The 19,483-nt window shown below is 50.4% G+C and carries 17 protein-coding genes and 1 riboswitch; of the genes, 10 read left to right on the top strand and 7 right to left on the bottom strand.

The window, feature by feature from the left end:
- Positions 1-99: 99 nt before the first annotated feature.
- The 4 genes from F608_RS0118730 to F608_RS0118750 form a co-directional block, all read right to left on the bottom strand.
- Positions 100-507, bottom strand: coding sequence for a hypothetical protein (locus F608_RS0118730; RefSeq protein ID WP_022667192.1), 408 nt, complete (start codon positions 505-507; stop codon positions 100-102).
- Positions 504-2,147, bottom strand: coding sequence for a hypothetical protein (locus F608_RS0118735; RefSeq protein ID WP_022667193.1), 1,644 nt, complete (start codon positions 2,145-2,147; stop codon positions 504-506). Before F608_RS0118735 ends, F608_RS0118730 begins: the two co-directional genes overlap by 4 nt.
- A gap of 53 nt (positions 2,148-2,200) precedes the next feature.
- On the bottom strand, positions 2,201-2,551 hold the full coding sequence (locus tag F608_RS0118740) for a cupin domain-containing protein (protein ID WP_022667194.1): 351 nt from the start codon (positions 2,549-2,551) through the stop codon (positions 2,201-2,203).
- 179 nt (positions 2,552-2,730) lie between these two features.
- A complete protein-coding gene (locus F608_RS0118750) occupies positions 2,731-3,186 on the bottom strand; it encodes a cupin domain-containing protein (protein ID WP_022667196.1) in 456 nt (151 codons plus the stop codon).
- 233 nt (positions 3,187-3,419) lie between these two features.
- Between F608_RS0118750 and F608_RS0118755 the strand changes: the two genes are divergently transcribed.
- Together F608_RS0118755 and F608_RS0118760 are read left to right on the top strand one after the other, a co-directional pair.
- Positions 3,420-3,578, top strand: a complete 159-nt coding sequence (locus F608_RS0118755; RefSeq protein ID WP_153307546.1) for a hypothetical protein — start codon at positions 3,420-3,422, stop codon at positions 3,576-3,578.
- A 65-nt stretch (positions 3,579-3,643) separates the two neighbouring features.
- Positions 3,644-3,829, top strand: coding sequence for a hypothetical protein (locus tag F608_RS0118760; protein WP_022667199.1), 186 nt, complete (start codon positions 3,644-3,646; stop codon positions 3,827-3,829).
- A gap of 184 nt (positions 3,830-4,013) precedes the next feature.
- Here the strand turns inward: F608_RS0118760 and ribB are convergent, their stop codons facing one another.
- A complete protein-coding gene (gene ribB / locus F608_RS0118765) occupies positions 4,014-4,667 on the bottom strand; it encodes a 3,4-dihydroxy-2-butanone-4-phosphate synthase (RefSeq protein ID WP_022667200.1) in 654 nt (217 codons plus the stop codon).
- 117 nt (positions 4,668-4,784) lie between these two features.
- Positions 4,785-4,933: riboswitch (FMN riboswitch) on the bottom strand.
- Between the two features lie 479 nt (positions 4,934-5,412).
- Here ribB and F608_RS0118775 point away from each other — a divergent pair.
- The 5 genes from F608_RS0118775 (at position 5,413) to F608_RS0118800 (ending at position 12,208) form a co-directional block, all read left to right on the top strand.
- Positions 5,413-6,195, top strand: a complete 783-nt coding sequence (locus tag F608_RS0118775) for a phosphate ABC transporter substrate-binding protein (protein WP_279615099.1) — start codon at positions 5,413-5,415, stop codon at positions 6,193-6,195.
- A gap of 721 nt (positions 6,196-6,916) precedes the next feature.
- Entirely contained in the window at positions 6,917-7,150 is a 234-nt protein-coding gene (locus F608_RS0118785; protein ID WP_022667203.1) for a hypothetical protein, read from the top strand.
- Positions 7,147-9,648 carry an AAA family ATPase gene (locus F608_RS0118790; RefSeq protein ID WP_022667205.1) on the top strand — a complete coding sequence of 834 codons (2,502 nt, stop codon included), beginning with the start codon at positions 7,147-7,149 and terminating at the stop codon, positions 9,646-9,648. Before F608_RS0118785 ends, F608_RS0118790 begins: the two co-directional genes overlap by 4 nt.
- Before the next feature lie 628 nt (positions 9,649-10,276).
- Positions 10,277-10,975 (top strand): hypothetical protein, encoded by a 699-nt coding sequence (locus F608_RS0118795; RefSeq protein WP_022667206.1) that lies wholly within the window; start codon positions 10,277-10,279, stop codon positions 10,973-10,975.
- Positions 10,976-10,990: 15 nt separating this feature from the next.
- On the top strand, positions 10,991-12,208 hold the full coding sequence (locus F608_RS0118800) for a zinc ribbon domain-containing protein (RefSeq protein ID WP_022667207.1): 1,218 nt from the start codon (positions 10,991-10,993) through the stop codon (positions 12,206-12,208).
- Positions 12,209-12,229: 21 nt separating this feature from the next.
- On the opposite strand, the gene F608_RS0118805 is transcribed toward F608_RS0118800, so the two are convergent.
- Together F608_RS0118805 and F608_RS0118810 are read right to left on the bottom strand one after the other, a co-directional pair.
- On the bottom strand, positions 12,230-13,246 hold the full coding sequence (locus F608_RS0118805; RefSeq protein WP_022667208.1) for a thioredoxin family protein: 1,017 nt from the start codon (positions 13,244-13,246) through the stop codon (positions 12,230-12,232).
- The gene (locus F608_RS0118810) at positions 13,243-14,904 is read right to left on the bottom strand and encodes a GGDEF domain-containing protein (RefSeq protein WP_022667209.1); all 1,662 of its coding nucleotides are present in this window, start codon (positions 14,902-14,904) and stop codon (positions 13,243-13,245) included. Before F608_RS0118810 ends, F608_RS0118805 begins: the two co-directional genes overlap by 4 nt.
- 144 nt (positions 14,905-15,048) lie before the next feature.
- On the opposite strand from F608_RS0118810, the gene F608_RS0118815 reads away from it, so the two are divergent.
- Genes F608_RS0118815 through F608_RS0118825 form a run of 3 tightly spaced genes read left to right on the top strand, consistent with a single transcriptional unit; the run spans position 15,049 to position 19,480 of the window.
- Positions 15,049-18,423, top strand: coding sequence for a UvrD-helicase domain-containing protein (locus F608_RS0118815; protein WP_027362901.1), 3,375 nt, complete (start codon positions 15,049-15,051; stop codon positions 18,421-18,423).
- A gap of 42 nt (positions 18,424-18,465) precedes the next feature.
- Positions 18,466-18,861 (top strand): hypothetical protein, encoded by a 396-nt coding sequence (locus F608_RS0118820; protein ID WP_022667212.1) that lies wholly within the window; start codon positions 18,466-18,468, stop codon positions 18,859-18,861.
- On the top strand, positions 18,830-19,480 hold the full coding sequence (locus F608_RS0118825; RefSeq protein ID WP_022667213.1) for a lytic transglycosylase domain-containing protein: 651 nt from the start codon (positions 18,830-18,832) through the stop codon (positions 19,478-19,480). Before F608_RS0118820 ends, F608_RS0118825 begins: the two co-directional genes overlap by 32 nt.
- Positions 19,481-19,483 lie beyond the last annotated feature (3 nt).

Genomic DNA, 19,483 nt, shown 5'->3' on the forward strand with positions numbered 1-19,483 from the left:
GAATTAATAATGGATAATTGAGGATGGCCCCCAGGGCCGCCGTTTTTATAAATTGGCGCCCGAAGGGCCTCTCCAATTGTTAATTCTTAATTGTTCATTCTATAGGTCTTTAATATAGTCTTCGATCATGGTCATTTCAGCGGGCCGGACCGGCCGCCAGGAAACAGTGTAAAAGGTCTCATCGGTCAGTTTCCGGTCTGCATGGAATTGGGCGGCCGTGATCTTTTCGTCCAGTTCGATCCACAGGGTTTTTTCGATTTCAAGGCCGTACTCTTTGGATATGGCCTTGGCAAAATTCTCAATGCAGTTTGTCAATGAGGTGTTCATGGTGCCGGCTTTCCGGATGGGTTTGCAGACGGCGGCCACGGGGGTCAGGTAGCTGATATTCCCGGTGTCCGAACCCAGGCGGATGATCCTGACCCTGTAAGCCCCGGGCCACCAGGAGATGGGCTTTTCCCCTGTCATGGTTTTCCCGCTCCACTCGTAGGTGATATCGTGAAGGATCATGGATTCTCCTTTTGGGTGTCTAATGTTCTGCGGCAGGCATGGGCGAAATCCTCCGGATAACAGCCGCTGATCCAGCGGAGTTGGGCTTCGGAAAAGGTCCCGGGGGCGTAGGGAAGCCTGGGGATAAAAGAGTACATCAGGTGCTGGCCGGAACCCATCCTGTCCAACCGGCCCGAGAGTTCAATGGAGGTGACCATCTGGGCTCCCAGAGCCTCCAATACCTGGACGGCCGTTAAAATCCCCAGATCCAGGGATCGCCTTGTTCCGGTATCGGCCTGAAGGATGCTGTCGCACTCTTTCTGGGTGATGATCTGGAGCTCCCATTCACTGACCTGGGCCTTGGGCACGAATAAAATGATATTCTCGTCCTCAAATACGATGAGGGAGGACTCCCCGAACCGTCCGTCCGTCCTTTCATTGGTGCGGATTGCCTCAAGAAAGGCATTGAAGAAACTGATGCCGTGGGTCTTTTTAAAAGTATGGATAAAATCGGTGACCAGATCTCCAAAGGAAAAGCAGTCATAGGGGCGGCCGGAACGGTCCTCTACCTGTCCCGGGATCATGGCGTTCTGCTGGTGGATCATCTGGTGGGAGGCGTGGAGCCGGTGTCCGGACTGGGCCGATCCGAATCCGAAATTCCATCCCCACAGGGCCGCATTGAAATCCAGGGGGGTGTCCGGGGCCGATTCCAGGGCATCCAGGATCGATTTCCTCAGTTCTTCCAGCTCTTCCGGGGTCAGGTTCTTCCGAAAAGATTCCGGCCGGAGATTGAGTTGTTCGGCCGTGCGGACAAAGATCCTCTGGTAATAGAGATGGCGGATCCCTTCCATATCTTCGGAACTCAGATCCTTTGCCCTGTAGCGGACGGCGTCATTGGCCATGTTGGATGCAAAATGGCCCCAGGGGATATAGGAGTTGCGTCTCAGATATTCAAATACATGGGTCTGGCCGTTCTCGGAGACCACCTCTCCGATAATTTCGCTTTTTCCCTGGACCCCGGGCCTGAGAACCAGGACCTCTTTGTATTCATCGGGCAAAAACCGGTTGTTGACCAGGACTTCAAAGACCTCGTGATCCTTGATATCCGGGATTGTGGTTCCGTCCTTCTTTTTTTTATACCCCAGCCCCCAGGGGATCTTGGATTCAGGCTTGAACAGGATCTTACAGCAGGTCCGGGCCAGGGCCGCCAATTCCCCGGGATCGGTTGAAGACTGGGCCAGTCCCAGTCGGACAGGCCGGGGCAGGGCCTCCAGGAACCGGATTTTTTCCGGTTCGGAAAGGGGCTCATCTTCTCCCCGGTCTTTGATGAACCGGTCCATGGCCTGGACCAGGGAACAGGGGGGAGGGGGCTGAATGCCGATGATTTCCGTCCGTCCGACTTTAGGATCGGCCCAGGCAGAGTTGATGAAAGTGGCCCCCCGGAAGGGAAAGGGATTTGCAATCTCATAGATCAGATCTGCTTTAGGTTCGTGGATGTCTGTTTTTGGAAAGTTGACCCGGTTGTCCACGGGGGAGCCGTCTTCCGATTGCCCCAGGATTTCCAGGGTTTCGTTTTCCCTTAGGTTTTTTACATCAAACCGGGGTCTGTGGACTCCCACAATAAACTTGCCCCGGGGATGGACGCAGGTACGAGGGTTCATCATAACATTCATGGATTTGTTCTATGCCCTACCGTTTTAAACATCAGAAAGGTTTATATTTCAGGTGAGTTGGGAGGAACGAGGCAGATAAAGGTCAGGGGGCTGTCCCCTGTGTTTTTGATCTGGTGTTCCACGTTGGGGGGAATAAAAACTGCGGTTCCCCCGGTCATCCCATGCCATTGGCCTTCAATGAAAACCTCTCCTGAACCCTCGTGGACAAAGATCTCATGCTCCCAGTCATGGGAGTGTCTGGGGGTATGTCCCTCTCTGTCGATTTCAAACATTCTCATGCAGAAGTTGTCAGCTCCGTCGGCCTTTCCGATCAGGACCCTTCCCGCCACATTTTTTACCATGTCGTTGTTCATCACCACGGGGATGACGTCTTTTGCGTTGATTACTTTCATTTTTGAATCTCCCGGATATTTTTGTTAACAGCGAGAACAGCTTGAACAGCGAGAGCAGCTAGAACAGCCTGCCCGGGAACTATTCTCTTTTTCACTATCAGTCGGGGGCCTATGCCATGACCGCTGAATAGACAAATGTTTTTCCTGTCTGAAAAAGAATAAGGATTGTCCATGGGTTTTTAAAGGTATCTTTTATATTTTTCATGGGAGGCCCTGAACCGTTCCAGCTCCTCCGGGGTATCGGCCAGGAATGAAAAATCCTTGAAATCAAAGCCCGGGGCCACGGTACATCCCACCAGTCCGTATTCTCCCATTGGCTCGGCCGCCTGCCATGTACCCGCCGGGACAACACATACATGGGCCCCGGGTCCGATGATCTCTTCCCGGATTCCCTTTTTGTCGCAGAGGATGATTTTTATGGGGTCTCCCTGGTAAAAATTCCAGATCTCATCGTGGATCACCCGGTGAAACCGGCTGATCTCTTTTCCTTCCAGAAGAAAATAAATATGGGTCACAGCGCTTCGGTCCGATCCGGCAGGGCCGGATTCGACCGTTTGGCCGGATCTGTAGACCTCCCTGTAATATCCCCCCTCGGGATGGGGAGACAATTCATATTTTTCGATTAAGGCAAGCATGTTCCCAATAATTATCCATTCTCAATTTTCAATTGGTATTGATCCTACCACCCGGTTCCGGGGAGTACAATACAATAGTTCCGGATTTCTCCGCCGGTGCCTGTCCTGTCGCCCTCTTTGATCCGTCTTTTTGAGTGAATTTATGTCTTGACATATAGATGTCTTTATGGCTTTATGGAAATGTGGCAGGAGATTGGATGATGTTAATCCGAAAAAATATGCATGAGGGTTTCATGGGTGAAAAATCAAAGGTAAAGCAGTTGACGCTTAGAATGTCTGAAAACTTACATCGCGAGCTCAAGATCACAGCGGTTAAAGAGGGCAGAACCATGGGAGAGGTGACCATTGAACTGATAAAGGAGTATTTGAAGAAAACATCCGGTCCCCTGTGATTTTTTATAATTCATCATAGGGCCCGGGGAAAAATTATTTTCCCGGATGCCCAAAGGAGGATGTCATGGGTTTTTCAGATCTTTTCGTTCCCAAGTATCTGCACTCCAATCCCAAAGTCAGGATCAAATTTGTCAGCAAGACCACGGATCTAAAGCTTTTGGAGCAGATGGTAGAACAGGATGAGGATGACGATGTCGTCCATGCCGCCCGGGAGAGAATTCAGGCCCTGACGGTCACCCATACGGTCTGATGGAGGTCTTCATTTTGGCTGTTTGGTAAAGGGCATGAAGCCTTTATTTCACCCTGGCAGATCGTTTGAGCATCTTCCTTTTCTTTTTTGATTCAGGTCGATGCTTGAAACAACAGGGGCTGTTTTTCTTCATGCCCTTTTTATGGATTCAATCCCGGCACCCCCTAAAGGGATGCTCTCTTTATTATCCCGCCTTTTTAACCGATCCTTTCAAATATCGTATCAGATCCTCAATGGTCAGGACCGGAAAATCATTTTTCCGGGCAAAGGCCGCCACCTGGGCAAGTCTTGCCATGGTTCCGTCGGGATTGGTCAGTTCACAGAGAACCCCGCAGGGAGCCAGTCCGGCCAGCGTCATCAGGTCAATGGTGGCTTCTGTATGGCCATCCCGCTCCAGAACCCCTCCGGGTCTGGCCACCAGAGGAAAAACATGCCCCGGGCTGTTCAGATCTCCGGGCACGGCGTTTTCAGCAGCAGCGGCCCGGATGGTCCTGACCCTGTCTGCGGCGGATACCCCGGTTGTGACCCCTTTTGCCGCTTCAATGGATACGGTGAATGCCGTTCCGAACCGGCTTGAATTTCTCTCCACCATCATGGGCAGATTCAAAGTATTTGCCTTTTCCCGGGTCAGGCAGAGACAGACGATTCCGCTGCACTCCCGGATCAGCATGGCCATCTGGCTGTCCGTGAGGAACTCGGCGGCAAAGATCAGATCCCCTTCATTTTCCCGGTTTTCATCATCGGTGACCAATACCCCGCGCCCTTGCCGGAGTGCGGTCACTGCATTTTCCACCCGTTCAACACCATTTCCAAATTGAGATAACAGACTCTGATTCATGATGAATCTCCTTGTAATAAATATGGTTCATGAATCAGGGATGAAGGAATAAAAAACGGCCGGGCCCAGCCATGTCCCCGGGCACGGGAAAGTGCGCGCAGACATGGTCCTGCCCGTAAGTATTCTCTTCCATCCGGACTGTAACCGTCGGCCCTGGCCTCTCACCAGGTCTGCTTGACCTCCGCAAAGGTTGCGGAGCGCTCGCGGGCTCCCCGGAATTCCGGGATACCGCCGGTGGGGAATTTCACCCCGCCCTGAGAATAAAACTGCAAACTTGGAGGAAAATAATCCAAGTGCCGGTCTGTGTCAACAATAATCAAGGGAAAAGGTCGGGTAACCGCAAGTAAAATATTAGACCTTACCACCCCTTCAATTTATCCTTCTGTAGATTCAGCGCCGGCCATGGGCCTGCTTCACCGGCATATCCCGCTCCGGACCCAACCCATGGCCTCATGTCCTGGCGGATTTGAATGTTTTACATGTTCCAGTCTTGAGGATGATGCAAGCAAAAGTATGGTCCGCTCAATCTAAAAAAGGGTATTCGAAAGTTGGTTTTTATGTGATAATTTTACACTTGCATTTCAGGACTGAGAATGATTATCTCCAACAAAATTGTCAGTGTCCCAAAAAAACAGCAAACAAACCATTGCCCCTTCCGGTGCATAGGGGAATCGGCTGATTATTACTGGAGAAAGAAGGATAAAGTATGGATCGAATAATCAAATTTATAGCAATTGCCCTTGCAATGGCGTTTTCCTTTGGATTTATTTCTTGTTCACAGAACAACAACGACCCAATCCGTATAAATGGTTCAACCACCATTGAACCATTTATGAAAAAAGCCGCTGCATTGTTTAGGGAAAAAAACAATACGGCAATTCTAATCACAGCCCGGGGGTCAGTGAGTGGAATTGATTCCCTGATCTCAGGTTCCTGCGACATGGTCATGTCTTCGTCCGAGATTTTAGAGAGCCAGAATCTTCTTGCCGGGCAGAAAGGGCTGAACCTCAAATCCTTTTTGCTGGGATATGACATCATTGTCCCCATTGTTCATCCGGACAATCCCGTTTCAAACCTTTCATTGGTACAGTTAAAAGGGATTTTTAACGGTAAAATTAAAAACTGGTCCGCATTGGGTGGAAAAAACCTTCCCATTGACCTAATCAACCGAAACAGCACATCCGGAACCTTCAGGGTTTGGGACCGCATCATGGCTGACGGAGCCCGTGCAAAGGGTAGGGAGGTGGGTTCAAGCAGTTCGGTGCTGGCCCATATTGCAGAAAACGAAAATGCCATAGGCTATATCAGCCATAGCTTTGTCAATCCGGAGATTAAAATACTGCAGGTGGACGGTATAGACATTGAACATAGGGAAAATTGGATAAACAATCACCCTATCAAAAGGCCCCTGTTTCTCTATGTGAATGAGAATAAATTTAACGATACGATCAAAGAAATGATCATCTTTATTATCATGAATCAAGAGGTCGAAGAATTATTTAAAAAGAGCGGATTTTTCTCAACCTAAATAAAAATGCAACAAAAGAGTTTTACAAACACAAAAGGGAAGGTCATCGAACTTTTGGATATTATCAATAAGGGTCAAGGGCAGACTTGACCCTATCACTCAGCTTATCCACCTGCAGATTTAGCGCCGGCCATGGGCATGGGTCTTCCGCTGCATTCTCGCCGGCCTGTCCTGGCCGCCTTCCGACGATGCCGGCGGCAGGCTCCGTCCATGGGGCCTGCTTCACCGGCATATACCGCTCCAGACCCAACCCCATGGCCTCATGCCCTGACGGATTTGAATGTTTTCCATGTGTTAGTCTTGAGGGTGATGCAAAAAACCTTGACTGCTATATCAACCTAACAGCGACCATTGCCGAAAGAAGCCAACGCGACGAAAGAAATTCAAGAACTGAGCACAAATACCATTAGTGTGCACCTGGGAAGATGAGTATATTTCAAGAGTCTCTATAGATCGTATCTGCTCAGTCAATTTTCATGTTTTTGGTTGCATTTTTTTGTCCGGAGTGATTATTTCAGTCTAAGTGATAATACGCTCTCAATAAAGGCTCTTCATTTTCAATCGTTTATCACCTATATATTCATGATATGCGGTTATTATCTTGGAATGATATACGCCACCCGTATATCAGGCAGCTAAACGAAATCGTTCAATTACTTGTATGTTTAAAAAAGGACTAACGCTGAAGCAATCGTTAACAATAGATTCGAAGGTTATGTAAATGGATGAATTCAAGTTTGATATCAGCAAGTCTGTCCAGGAAAATATCGATTTGTTCAAAGTACTTATGGGGCTTGTAGATGAAGAGATGACAAAGCTTTTAATTGGTAACCTCGATAAGGTGACACCTTTTCCAGACCAAGGACCACAAAGAACAGCCGCAAGAGTGGCCTTCAATAAAGAAATAATGGAAGGGTTGGAAAACCTCAACAAACCAAAAGGATCTGAAGGATGAGTCGATATTTTCTTTCAAATATAAAGGTTGAGGGATTCCGTGGGATAAATAATGCCAACAGACCTCTTGAGCTTAAATTCAAGACAGATTCCGTGAATTCGGTCTTCGCAGCAAATGCCCTTGGCAAAAGCTCAATATTTGAAGCACTGACATATGCAATCAAAGGGGGCATTCCGAAACTTGATAATTTACCTGCTGCAGAGCGAGGGGCCGATTACTACTGCAATCTTTTTCACTGTAATCAAAAATCCAGTATCGAATTGACCTTCAGGCCGGATGACTCATCTGGAGATGTAGTTATCAGCGTTGAAAGAAATCCTGGCGGCTCCAAAAATGTCACCAGTCCAAGTGGGCACGCTGACCCTGATGGATTCCTAAGAGAGATCAGCAGCGAACTGGTTTTTCTCGACCACAAAACATTTCAAAAGTTTATTGAAGATTCACCTTTAGATCGAGGGCGTTCTTTCGCCACATTGCTTGGTAGCTCTCAGCTTTCCGAGTACCGTCAAATACTTAACACGTTGTCGAACTCTGGCAATATTAATACCGATTTTAAATTGAATGTTCTCGAAACCCAGCTTGATAGCCTCGCCGGAAGTAAGAAGGCAATACAAACAAGGATCTTCCAGAATTATGAACGTATAACAGGCAATCCCCCTGCAGACGCATCAGATCACCAAGCTATCATACAGGAAGTCACCAAAGTATTGTATAATGTCGAGCTGTTAAAGCCATTTCTCAAAGAGAAAGATATTACGAACTCAGATTATGTTGAAATTCGAAAAGCAATAAAAAAGGCAGAAGGAAGTGAACAACGGGAGGAATTAGGCAGGACGATAAAATCAATCGCCATACTCGATAGATTGCAGGCAACTTCCGATGAAGTGACAGAGCAGACACAACTGAAAACAGAACTTAATAAACGAGCCGACGCCTTGAGAAAGACAAAAGGGGCTCTGTTTAAGAAGATGTATGACGCAGTTCAAGAAATTCTTGAAACTGATGATTGGAGCGATCCATGCGTTTGCCCTGCATGCAATTCTAGTCTCCAATTCACGCTATCAGAGGCAATAGAGGAAAACTTAAGACAGTATGAAAATGTGAAGCAAGCTGAAAAAGATATTGAAGAAATTTGGAATGCTGCAACATGGACTACAAGGCTTCAAGGTCTGGAAAATTCACAGATATTGAAAGATAAGGATTTTGAAAAACAGTATTCAGAATTTTTTGAAAAATACAATAGCAAGAAAATAACAGTAGATGATGTTGATATTGGCGCCGCACAACTAATAAAACTCGAAGGAATAAGAACCTCCACTATAAAAGAGCTTACCACACAAAAGACAAAGATAGAAAAGAGTCTGCCAGCCTCTTTGGTCACTTTAACGCAACAAGTGGAATATGCGGACCAACTAAAAGGGGCAATAAAAGAATATGGTGATCTTCCATCGGCAACAAAACTTTCCGAGAAAATCGATATCATTAAAAGATGGAAGGGATTTATTGAGACCGCCTGCACCTTGTTTTCCAAAGCTGAATCCGAGTATGTAAAAGAAAAAACCGCATCCATTGAAAATTTTTATAGAGAATTATATTCAAAGATTACACAAAACCCTGAAATTGTCCCGAAACTGGTAAAAGCTGAAGGCACAGAGCATCTACATTTAAAACTTGAAAACTTTTACGGTTTAGACGGTTTGGCGGCAACAACGCTTTTATCTGAAAGTTATCGAAATGCGTTCGCAATATCGCTCTACCTTTGCGCTGCATTGAATGACAAGCCCAAAGCCCAGTTCATGGTGCTTGATGACATTACATCAAGCTTTGATGCCGGCCACCAGTATGCTCTGATGGAAATGCTGCGAACTGATATTGCACGCCCGTCCAATCCAGATGGTCCTCAGCTTATTATCCTTAGCCATGATGGTTTGTTAGAAAAATATTTCGATACATTATCGGGTACTCCTTCTTGGAATCATCAAAGGCTTCGTGGACTTCCACCAAAGGGTCACGTTCTAACTCAAACACAGCAATCTGACCATTTACGTGTTGAGGCCGAAGATTTCTTGAATAATGGGGACACGCAACATGCAGAGCCACTAATACGCCAATACCTTGAATTCAAAATCCTTGAAATTATCAGAAAAGTAAATATTCCAGTATCACTTGATTTCTCAATCCGTGATGACAGGAAAATGGTTAAGAACGGTTTGGATGCAATAAGAGCAGCGATAGATCTTCATAGTGCGGCCAATAGCCTTATTCTCGAACAGAACCAGGTTAATGATTTTGATGGTGTCCATGTCCCTGCCATTGTTGGGAATTGGGTTAGCCACTATGCTACTGGGGCTACATCCAGCCTATCACCTTATACATTGTTGGGTGTTCTTAATACCATTGACAAAGTATCTGATTGTTTTAGGTACGATTGCAGCTGTTCCGGTACAGTGAGACGCCGATTTTATAAGAATTTATCAAAAAAAAGTTGCAAGTGTTAATGATCAGGGAAAGAATCACATAACAAACCCCTTTCACTCGGATGGGAAACCCGCAGGGCTCCATTCCCACCGGTGAAGGGCACGTTCACGGCGGCTTCGCCGCCGTGAATGCGGTGCTGACTATGTCTATGATTGGAGACCGCCACTATCACCGAAAAAGTCATGAATAACAAAAGCAATGCTGGGCTTTGCTTGAGTTGTGAAGAATTATTCTAACCTGGATTATAGAATATATCCGAATCATCCGTACTCTCCTGGAGGCCTGGGTGGGGTGCAGGCGGAGACATCGGGTTCGATTGTGTACAGACTCTCCATGGCGTGGAGCTGAAAAGGGAATTTGTCTGAGCGGATGCGAGTTTTTCCCTTTTGCGGAGCGGCATGGTAGAGGCTGTAGGAATCGTTAACCCTGCGGAGCTGCATCCCACCCGGGCCGGATTCCCGATCTATCAGTAAATTTGAAAGACATTCCTTTACTGAAATCAAGAATTATCCTATCTTTAAAATATTGCTAAGCGACTTTATAAAACCCCTCATGTTGAAACATTTCGGGAGGCAGAGTCTTGGCTGTTGACTTACAACTTTGATTTTTAACCGATTAAATTGTGATTCTAATTTTTCAAAGGGACCCATGAACATTTCAATAGAGACAAAGGCATTGAAATCCTTTCTGTACGGGATACTGAGCTGCAAATGCCCGGTGACAGAAAAGACGGAAAAGAAGTTGTTTAATCATTTTTATGCTGTCTCAGATCAGCAAATTTCGGATTTTAATCCGGTTCTTTCCATTGCAGATGAAAATCCGGAACGGACCCCCATTCATAATCTGTTTGATCTTTGTGCCGGTTCCAGGGACAATCCCAATGAGTTTACCATTACCCTGAACGATGTACTCCGGTATCTTGGCTCTGTAACCCATTACAACATGGTGGTATCCGGTCATCCGGGGATCGAATTTTCCAACCCCGGGCTTCTGGTGAGCCACCTTCTTCTTCCGGTCATCCCGGATCAAAGGAAAGAGGGTGTTTCTGTAAAATATGAAAGGGAAGATATCCGGATCCGGTTTGACTCTGTTTTCTGGCCGGAGGGATCCGGGGCCGGGGGGGAAGATTATGCCATGCACATGGGGGTGGTTGTGTGCCGCCTGACAAAGGAACAGGCAAAGATGCTCCATATGCACCAGGCAATGATCCGGGGATTTGCCGAGGCGGCAGGCCGGATAAGCATGGTTGATTTCAGGGATCTGCCGCCCTATGGGGACCACGTTTCCCAGGTGATTGAAAGATTTCAAAGAAATATGCCGGCCGGGCCGGCCAGCCTGAGCAAATAAAGGAGGAAAGTTCCGATGAATCCAATCAAGGAAAAATTCTTTGCATTCAAGGACCGGCTGGTGAGGACCGGCGGCCAGGAGCCCTTGAGCAAGCTCTCCCTGGCGGTTATCCTGATCCTGGATATCTTTGTCCTGGTGATGATTTTTGAGGGACTTGGAGAGCATACCCGGCAGTTGACCTCCCCGGATGAGCAGGTCCCCTTTGAATGCCGGCAGGCCTTCATCGATAAAGACTGGACCCGGGCCGATTTTCTGGACAGGCTGCAGCGGCTGGTGCTCTCGGATTACAACAACAAATCCTTTCGGAGGGACAGCCTCCTGGAAAGGCGGGATACCGGGGTCATGCATGAAACCTGCCGGCAGTTTTACTCCCTGATCAAACAGGTGGCCCGGGATGAAAGGCTTGCCGCTCTGTTTGTCGACCGGCAGGATCTTCTCAAGGAGAGAAACCGCCTGGCCGCCCGGCTGAAAAAGTCAAAAGCTGCCTATGATACGGCGCTCCTGGAAGAGATTGCCCGAAAAAACGGGGAAGAGAAAAGCCTTTCAGGCCTGAAGGCCTCCATTCACTCTTCCACCCGGGGGATGGAAGAGATCTCCGGGAAACTGATCCTGACGGAACAGCAGCTTGAGGCCTCCCCCCTGATCATCCAATTAAAGGAAATGGTGGGTCCCTCCAGGGAATACCGGCAGGAGCTGAAAGATGCGTTCAAAAGATTCCAGTTCCTTTACCCTTTCAAGGAACTGGGGTGGCAGCTTGTCTTTATGCTGCCCATTTTCCTGGTCTTTTACTTCTGGAGCAGCCGCAGCGTAAAAAAGGACAACGGGATCCAGACATTGATTTCAAGCCATCTGCTGGTGGTTGCGGCCCTTCCCATTGTCCTGAAAGCCGGGGAGGTCGTCATTGACCTGATTCCCCGCCATTTTTTCAAAGATCTTTTCAAGATTCTAAAGTCCCTGCATATCATTGCCCTCTGGCATTATATCGTTATAGCCTTTTGTGTGGGAGCCGGCCTCCTGGCCGTATACATCATCCAGAAAAAGTTATTTAATAGGAAAAGGATCCAGCAGAAACGGCTCATGAAGGGAGCATGCTATTTCTGCGGAAAGACTCTGCCGGACCGGGCAGGGAGATGCCCTTTTTGCGGAACAAACCAGCTGAAGAACTGCAGCCAATGCCAGGAAGAAACCTATGTCTGCGGTGATTATTGTAAGCATTGCGGCTATAAAACCTGAGATAGAAACGAATATCCAGGTTCATTCCCATGACCCGAGCCGGGAATCCATGTCGGCAAGGGCATCTTCACATGCCTCTTTCAGATCCGGATGGTCCAGGGTGTTCAGGGTGGCTGCGAGCCATTCCAGGGTTTCTTTATCCCCGGCCTGACCCAGGGCGTAAAGGATATCCCCCTGGACCGGGATCTCCCTGCCGGGAAATTCCCGAATAAGCCGGGGGCAGATCTTTTTTGCCAGTCCGGGATGCTCTTCTCCCAGGCTCTCCACAATCACCATGGCCCCCAGCCGGACCGACCAGGTCCCATGGAGGAGAAGCTCGATAAAACCGGGAAACAGGGTGCGGGTTTCTATCATTTTATCCGTAATCCACTGGGCATTCCCCTCCTCGATGATGTTTTTCAGGGATTCTGGGCTCAGCTTTGCCGGATCTTTTTCGATCATCATGGTGATGATCTCTTCGGCGGTTACGGCTCCGGTCCACCGGAACTCATCCTCCAGGATCAGGCAGGGGGCCGACATGACCCGGTCCTTCTGGGCGGCTTCGGGAAAGAGGCTGCCGTCGATGATGGTCAGGCGGATTTTTTCACAGAAAACTGCCAGGGGAAGGAGGGTATTCACCATCCCGGGGCAGTGGGGGCATTGCAGGGCGATATAGAGGGTGAGATCACAGGGGGCCTGGATCTGTTCCAGAGCCTTGAGAATATGGCTTTCAGGTTCGGGCTTTTGGGAATGGATCAGGTCGAGCCCCTTAAGAAAGGGTTCCAACTCCTTTTCCAGGGGAAGGGCGGAATAGGTGATGTTCTTCCTTACTATCAATCCGGGCAGATCCCGCTCTTCTGAAGATGGATTCCCCTGTTCCCCGGGTTTGATCCGGAGGGAAGGGGCAAGAAAAGCAAGATCCTCACAAAATGTCTCAAAGTTTTTCAGAGCTTCGTGATCCGGGGAGGTCAGTCGGATGGTCTGGCGGCCGTCCCGGTTTTTTTCCCATTTCCGGATCCTCTGCCGGGCAGGGCCGTCAATCATGGAATCCGCTTTCAAGGGTTCTCCATTCTCAATTGTTTAATGGTGTTGTCTCCCCGGTGCCCGGCCTGCTCCAGTGCCTCCAGGGCCAGTTTGATCATGGCGGCTTTCAGGGTATCCCCGGACTCTCCCTTTTTTGAGGCGGATTCCCCGGAAGAGGCGGCGATGCCCATGTTCAGGATCAATCGGAAAGAAGGACTGTCCCCGGATTTGAATGTCTGGCCGGAGAGATGATCAAGAAGCCTTCCGGCCATGATCCCGGCTCCCTCGGGTCCCGTGCCCGGGAGAATGATCCCGAATTCATCATCGCCGAAGCGGCAGACCTGGTCGACATCCCTGACCATGGACTGGATAATGCCTGCGCAGGTGGTAAGAACCATGTCCCGGGTATCCGGGGCCTCTGCCGGGCTCTTTATGTTTTTAAACCCGATGAGGAGGACGGCCAGATCCTGGCCGTACCGGAGAGCCTTGGATGTCTCCCTGCCAAGGGCCTCATCAAAACAGCGCCGGTTGTACAGCCGGGTCAAACGGTCCCGCCGGGAGATCACCACGATTCTGTCCCGGGCATGGGTCATCTCCCTGATCATCCTGGATTGATCCAGGGCCTGGAAGATGATGGATCTGATATTTTTACTGGAGATTTCCTCTTTGATATAAAACCCCAGGGCGCCCCTGGCCAGGGATTCCGTCCCTGCATGGGCGTTGGCTTTGTCTGTGGTGTAGATCACGGGGGTGTCTATCCCCAGCCGGGTCAGGCGGGACAGGAGCTCCAGCCCGGTTCCGTCTGAAAGCAGGTGGTCCAGGAAGATGATGTCCAGATGATCTGAGGCGACCACTTCCATGGCCTCCTCCATGCCGGAGACCGGAAAGATCCGGTGATTTACCATGCGATCCAGATAATGCTGGAAGATATTGAACTCTTCTTTGGAGTTGATGGCATAGAGGATCCGGCAGGGTCTTTCCATGCCGTTGCCGTCCCGGATATCCGGAAAATCTTTTTCAATTTTCCCGGGAAATTCATTTATCTTCCGGCAGATTTTTTCAAGCTGCTTGGCGGCATGGCGGATCCGGGTGGCCCCGGATTTTACTGCCGGAGAGAGATCCTGGTTTCTCAACAGGGTGTATATGCCCGCCCGGATTTTTTTCAGGGGATGTCCCATCTGGGTGGCCGCCGCAGAGGAGAGGTTCAGTGCATTTTTCCTCAGGTTTTCCTCCTTGAGCGCCGTCCTGTGCTGGGCCATGATCCTTTCATAGATCGTATTGAGTTCATCTATGCCCTGGGACACGGCGGTCCGGTTCTGGTGGAGGGCAAGGAAAATCCTGATTTTTGCCTCCAGGGATTCAGGACCGGCATCTCTGGGGAGAAAGTCAAGGAGGAGTTCCGGGAACTGATCCAGGAGGCCGGGATCCGGTCCGCCGGCATCGGAGAGGATGAGCAGGGGGGTAGGTTGTTCCGGTTTGGAAAGGGCCTTTGCGACCTCGGGAACCTCAATGCCGGCCATGGGGGTTTCAAGGATGATAAGGGCGACTTCCCGGGTATGAATCCGGGGGCGCAGGGATTCCCAGTCTCCGGCCGGGATCACGTCCATCCCCGGAAAAGCGGAAAGGGCCTTAGTGATCCGGTTGTTTGTATCTTCTGACGCGATGACAAGCAGTTTGTCCCTTGTGATGTCCATTGCAGCTCCCCTTTCCTGTCAATTTTGTGGAATGGGTCTTTGGAGATACCCGTATTCCCTGTTTACCAGAAACCCGCTTTTAAATTAAGGGGAAATCATGTAAATAAATCAAATAAAAATAAATTCAATCAGGGCGCTGAGCAGATGAAATTCATTGCAGACCTTCATATCCATTCAAAATATTCCCGGGCCACGGCCAAGAACCTGGATTTTGAAAATCTTTATTATTCCGCCAGGATCAAGGGCCTGAGTGTCGTTGGAACCGGGGATTTTACCTTCCCGGCCTGGGTGGAGGAGATCGAAACCAAGCTGGAGCCGGCGGAACCGGGATTGTTTGCCCTGAAACCCGAAATTGCCCGGGAGATCGACCGGACCCTCCCGGAAAAGTGCAAGGGAGAAGTCAGGTTTATCCTCCAGACCGAGATCAGCAATATCTATAAAAAAGAGGGACGGGTCAGGAAAAATCACAATCTGGTATATTTCCCCGATCTTGAGTCTGTGAAGCGGTTTAATCTCCGTCTGGACAGCATCGGCAATATCAAGTCCGACGGCCGACCCATCCTGGGTCTGGACGCTGCCGATCTTCTGGAAATCATGCTGGAGATCAATGACCAGGGTTTTTTTGTGCCGGCCCATATCTGGACCCCCTGGTTTTCCATGTTCGGATCCAAGTCGGGATTTGACAGTATGGAAGAGTGCTTCGGGCCTCTGAAGAAGCATATCTTTGCCGTGGAAACCGGGCTCTCTTCGGATCCCCCCATGAACTGGCGGGTGGCCGACCTGGACCCGGTAAGGCTGATCTCCAATTCCGACGCCCACTCCCCGGGGTATCTGGGCCGGAACGCCACCCTGTTCGATACGGACCTGGATTATTTTTCCATGAAAAAGGCCCTGGAGACAAATGATCCGGAAAGGTTCCTGGGCACCTATGACATGCATCCCCACCAGGGGAAATACCATTATGACGGGCACCGCAAATGCAATATCAGCCTGAACCCGGCCCGCACCGCCGAGCTGGACAATATCTGTCCCCAATGCGGCCGGCCCCTGACCCTGGGGGTTCTTTACCGGGTCCAGGAACTGGCCAACCGGCCGGAAGGGTATGCGCCGGAAAACCGGCACGGGTATACGAGTATTATTCCCCTGAAGGATATCCTGTCCGAGGTGTTTGGGGTGGGGCCCAATACCAAAAAGGTGGCCGGGGCCTATGACAAGGCCATTGAGGCCCTGGGACCGGAGCTTGGGATTCTTACGGACCGGTCGGAAGAGGAGATTGAAAAGGCCGGGGTTCCCCTGCTGGCCGGGGCCGTCATGAAGATGCGCCGGGGGGATGTCCTCATTGACCCGGGATATGACGGTGAATACGGCCGAGTCAGGCTTTTTTCCCGGGAGGAGAGGCAGAGTCTCAAGGGGGAGAAAGACCTCTCCCTGGTTCTTCCGCCTTCCAAAAAGAGCCGGGCCGTGGCCAGGAAAGCCCGGGCTGAAAAACCGGAGAAGAAAAAAAGGTCTAAACCGGTATCGGGGAAATCCGGCTTGAACAAGGCTCAGGATCCGGGACTGATCCGGGGTCTCAATCCCGAACAGAAAAAGGCGGTGGAGTCGGAAGCCCGGGCCGTGCTCATCCAGGCCGGACCGGGAACGGGCAAGACCCGGACCCTGACGGCCAGGATCGCCTGGCTGGTTTCCGAAAAAAAGAAGGATCCGTCCTCCATCCTGGCCCTGACCTTTACCAACAAGGCCGCCGGGGAACTGGCCCGGCGCATTGAAAAGTATATGCCCGGGGGAAAGGGTGGGGTGATGTCCGCCACCTTCCATGGTTTCTGCCTGAAGTTTTTAAAGGAGCAGACCGGGTTCACGGCCGGTCTGGCAGATGACGACCTGAAAAAGGAACTGGTTAGAAAGGCAATTGAAAAGCTCGGACAGACCCTGGAAAATCCATCGGGAAAACCCCCGGGGAAAAGGGCCTTGGGAAGACTGGCCCTCCGGGCAGGTGATTTTATCGCCCGATGCAAACAGCAGCTTTTGAACCCTGACCTGGATTTTTCCCAGATCCCTGTGACCCAAGACCTGGCCGGGGAAATATCGGATGAGCCCGGCGGCTTTGAAATACTGCCCCGGATTTACAGGGTTTACCAGGCGCTTTGCCGGGAAATGAACCTGGTGGATTACGAGGAATTGATCTTTCAAAGCCATAATCGCCTGAAGGATGATCCTGAACTGCTGGGCAGAATCCGTGACCGGTTTGAATATATTTTTATCGATGAGTACCAGGACCTGAATCTGGGCCAGTATGAGCTGGTCAAACTTCTGGCCGGAAAGGGGAATCTCCTGGTCATCGGGGATCCGGATCAGTCCATTTACGGGTTCAGGGGCTCGGACCACCGGTACTTTAACCGGTTCGAGGAGGATTTTCCCGGGTGCGAAAAGTTCCGTCTGAAACAGAATTACAGGTCCACCCAGACCATTCTGGACGCCTCATGCCAGATGATCTCCAGACCCGACCCGGAGGGACAGGACCGGAAGATCTTCTCCAATCTGGACACGGGACAGAGGCTGATCATCCGGGAGGCGGCCACGGAAACGGCCGAGGCCGTGGCTGCCGGTAAAGTCATAGAATCCCTCATGGGCGGGCTTTCCTTTTTTTCCATGGATGCGAGAATCAAGGAGGGGGCAGGATCAGACCCGGGAGACGGGAAAGAGTACTCTTTTTCGGATTTCGCCGTTCTCTGCCGGACCAAGAGGCAGTTGAAAACCTTTGTCCAGGTTTTTCAAAAAGAGGGCATCCCTTTCCAGGCGGCGGATAAAGGGGAAGAATTCGGCATGGAAGGCATTCGGGAGATGATCGGTTTTTTAAAATACCTGGGGGGCCGGGCAGGGGAAAGGGAGAGGGAAGACCTTGGGGCCTGGCTGCAAAAGAATCCCGGCCTGGTTCCGGCTTCCGGGAGCAAAGGGATTGGACCGGCCCTGGAGGAAATCAAAGGCAGACTGGCCGGTCTGACCAGCTCTGCCTGCCTGGAAAATCTCAAGGAATGGATGGATCTTGGCCGGTTGCTGGGAGAAAAAGATGAGGTCAGAACCGCCTATGCCAGGCTGTCTAACCTGGCGGACATCCATGCCGATCCCGGGGATCTCCTGGACAGCCTGGCCCTGGATCAGGATCCGGACCATCTCGCAGACTCGGCGGAAAAGGTATCCCTCATGACCATCCATGCGGCCAAGGGGCTTGAATTTCCCGTGGTGTTTGTGGCAGGATGTGAACAGGGCCTGATTCCCTTTGCCAGGGACGGGAAGACCTGTGATGACCCGGAGGAGGAAAGGAGGCTGTTCTACGTGGCCATGACCCGGGCAATGGACATTCTCTATTTGACTTATGCCCGAAAAAGACGCATATATGGCACCGTTCAAAAAAGAGAGAGATCCTTGTTCCTGGACGATATTGAGCGCCGGCTGACCCGGACGGAGCAGAGCCGGATCCAGGAAAAGGCAAAACCGAAACAGATCCAGCTGGAGCTTTTTTAAGACAGGGTTCCGGCGGTTGAGAAGGGATCAGGATACAGCAGAATGAAAGAAAACATCGTTAAGACCATTGCACTTGAAAACAACCATGATCTGGTGATTCACGACCTGTCCAGAAAGATCGGGGAAGATGCCTGGGTGGTCATCATGGCGGCCAGGATGGAGATCCCCGTAAACCGGGATCTTTTTAAAACCCAGAGCCTGACACCCCGGGAAGCCGATGATATCGTGGAAACCCTGGGGGATCATATCGTTTATGAGTACAGGATTGAACGGAACATGATCATGGACAGGGACAAGGAGGAGGTCCTTGAAAATCTGGTGGAGACCTTTTTTGCCAATACCGGCCAGTATGTGGCCAAACCCCAGTTTCCCGAAAAACTGGTCTTAAAAGAGTACAGGGAAAGGATTGAGAAGAAGAGAAAAGAGCAGAGGTCCTGACCGCATAAGATTTTCAGGTCAGGGAGGATTCCGGGACAAGGTGAAAGCCCTGGTGGTCGGGGTCTGCCTTTTGCTCCTGCCTGCCGGGCCTGTCAGCGCCCATATCTATCATTACGTTGACCGGGACGGGGTTCATCATTTTACCAATACCCCCACGGATCCCAACTATATTCTCTATATGAAGGAAGAATCCCGGAAATCAGGGGCCGGGGAGAACACTATTTATGACAGCGGGACCTATGACCCCATCATCCGGAAGGCCGGGGCCAGGCACGGGCTGGAGTTTTCCCTGATCAAGGCGGTGATCCGGGTGGAATCCGGATTTAATCCCCGGGCGATCTCCAAAAAAGGGGCCAGGGGGCTGATGCAGATCATGCCTGAAAATTGTCAGGATCTGTCCGTGGCAGATCCCTTTGATCCTTCCCAGAACATCATGGCCGGTACCCTATATCTCAAGCGCCTGCTCAAAAGGTATAAGAACAAACTTTCCCTGGCCCTGGCCGCCTACAATGCCGGGCCGACAGCAGTGGATAAATATAAGCGGATTCCGCCCTATAAAGAAACCAAGGCCTATGTCCGGAAGGTCATGGCCTTTTACAGCCAATATAAAAAAGTCTAAAGC

The sequence above is a fragment of the Desulfospira joergensenii DSM 10085 genome, assembly GCF_000420085.1.
GTDB classification, from domain to species: domain Bacteria; phylum Desulfobacterota; class Desulfobacteria; order Desulfobacterales; family Desulfobacteraceae; genus Desulfospira; species Desulfospira joergensenii.

Excerpts from the sequence above, each read along its gene's own strand:
- F608_RS0118730 (WP_022667192.1), bottom strand. The coding sequence starts at position 507 with ATGATCCTTCACGATATCACCTACGAGTGGAGCGGGAAAACCATGACA.
- F608_RS0118735 (WP_022667193.1), bottom strand. The coding sequence starts at position 2,147 with ATGAACCCTCGTACCTGCGTCCATCCCCGGGGCAAGTTTATTGTGGGA.
- F608_RS0118740 (WP_022667194.1), bottom strand. The coding sequence starts at position 2,551 with ATGAAAGTAATCAACGCAAAAGACGTCATCCCCGTGGTGATGAACAAC.
- F608_RS0118750 (WP_022667196.1), bottom strand. The coding sequence starts at position 3,186 with ATGCTTGCCTTAATCGAAAAATATGAATTGTCTCCCCATCCCGAGGGG.
- F608_RS0118755 (WP_153307546.1), top strand. The coding sequence starts at position 3,420 with ATGGGTGAAAAATCAAAGGTAAAGCAGTTGACGCTTAGAATGTCTGAA.
- F608_RS0118760 (WP_022667199.1), top strand. The coding sequence starts at position 3,644 with ATGGGTTTTTCAGATCTTTTCGTTCCCAAGTATCTGCACTCCAATCCC.
- ribB (WP_022667200.1), bottom strand. The coding sequence starts at position 4,667 with ATGAATCAGAGTCTGTTATCTCAATTTGGAAATGGTGTTGAACGGGTG.
- F608_RS0118775 (WP_279615099.1), top strand. The coding sequence starts at position 5,413 with ATGGCGTTTTCCTTTGGATTTATTTCTTGTTCACAGAACAACAACGAC.
- F608_RS0118785 (WP_022667203.1), top strand. The coding sequence starts at position 6,917 with ATGGATGAATTCAAGTTTGATATCAGCAAGTCTGTCCAGGAAAATATC.
- F608_RS0118790 (WP_022667205.1), top strand. The coding sequence starts at position 7,147 with ATGAGTCGATATTTTCTTTCAAATATAAAGGTTGAGGGATTCCGTGGG.
- F608_RS0118795 (WP_022667206.1), top strand. The coding sequence starts at position 10,277 with ATGAACATTTCAATAGAGACAAAGGCATTGAAATCCTTTCTGTACGGG.
- F608_RS0118800 (WP_022667207.1), top strand. The coding sequence starts at position 10,991 with ATGAATCCAATCAAGGAAAAATTCTTTGCATTCAAGGACCGGCTGGTG.
- F608_RS0118810 (WP_022667209.1), bottom strand. The coding sequence starts at position 14,904 with ATGGACATCACAAGGGACAAACTGCTTGTCATCGCGTCAGAAGATACA.
- F608_RS0118815 (WP_027362901.1), top strand. The coding sequence starts at position 15,049 with ATGAAATTCATTGCAGACCTTCATATCCATTCAAAATATTCCCGGGCC.
- F608_RS0118820 (WP_022667212.1), top strand. The coding sequence starts at position 18,466 with ATGAAAGAAAACATCGTTAAGACCATTGCACTTGAAAACAACCATGAT.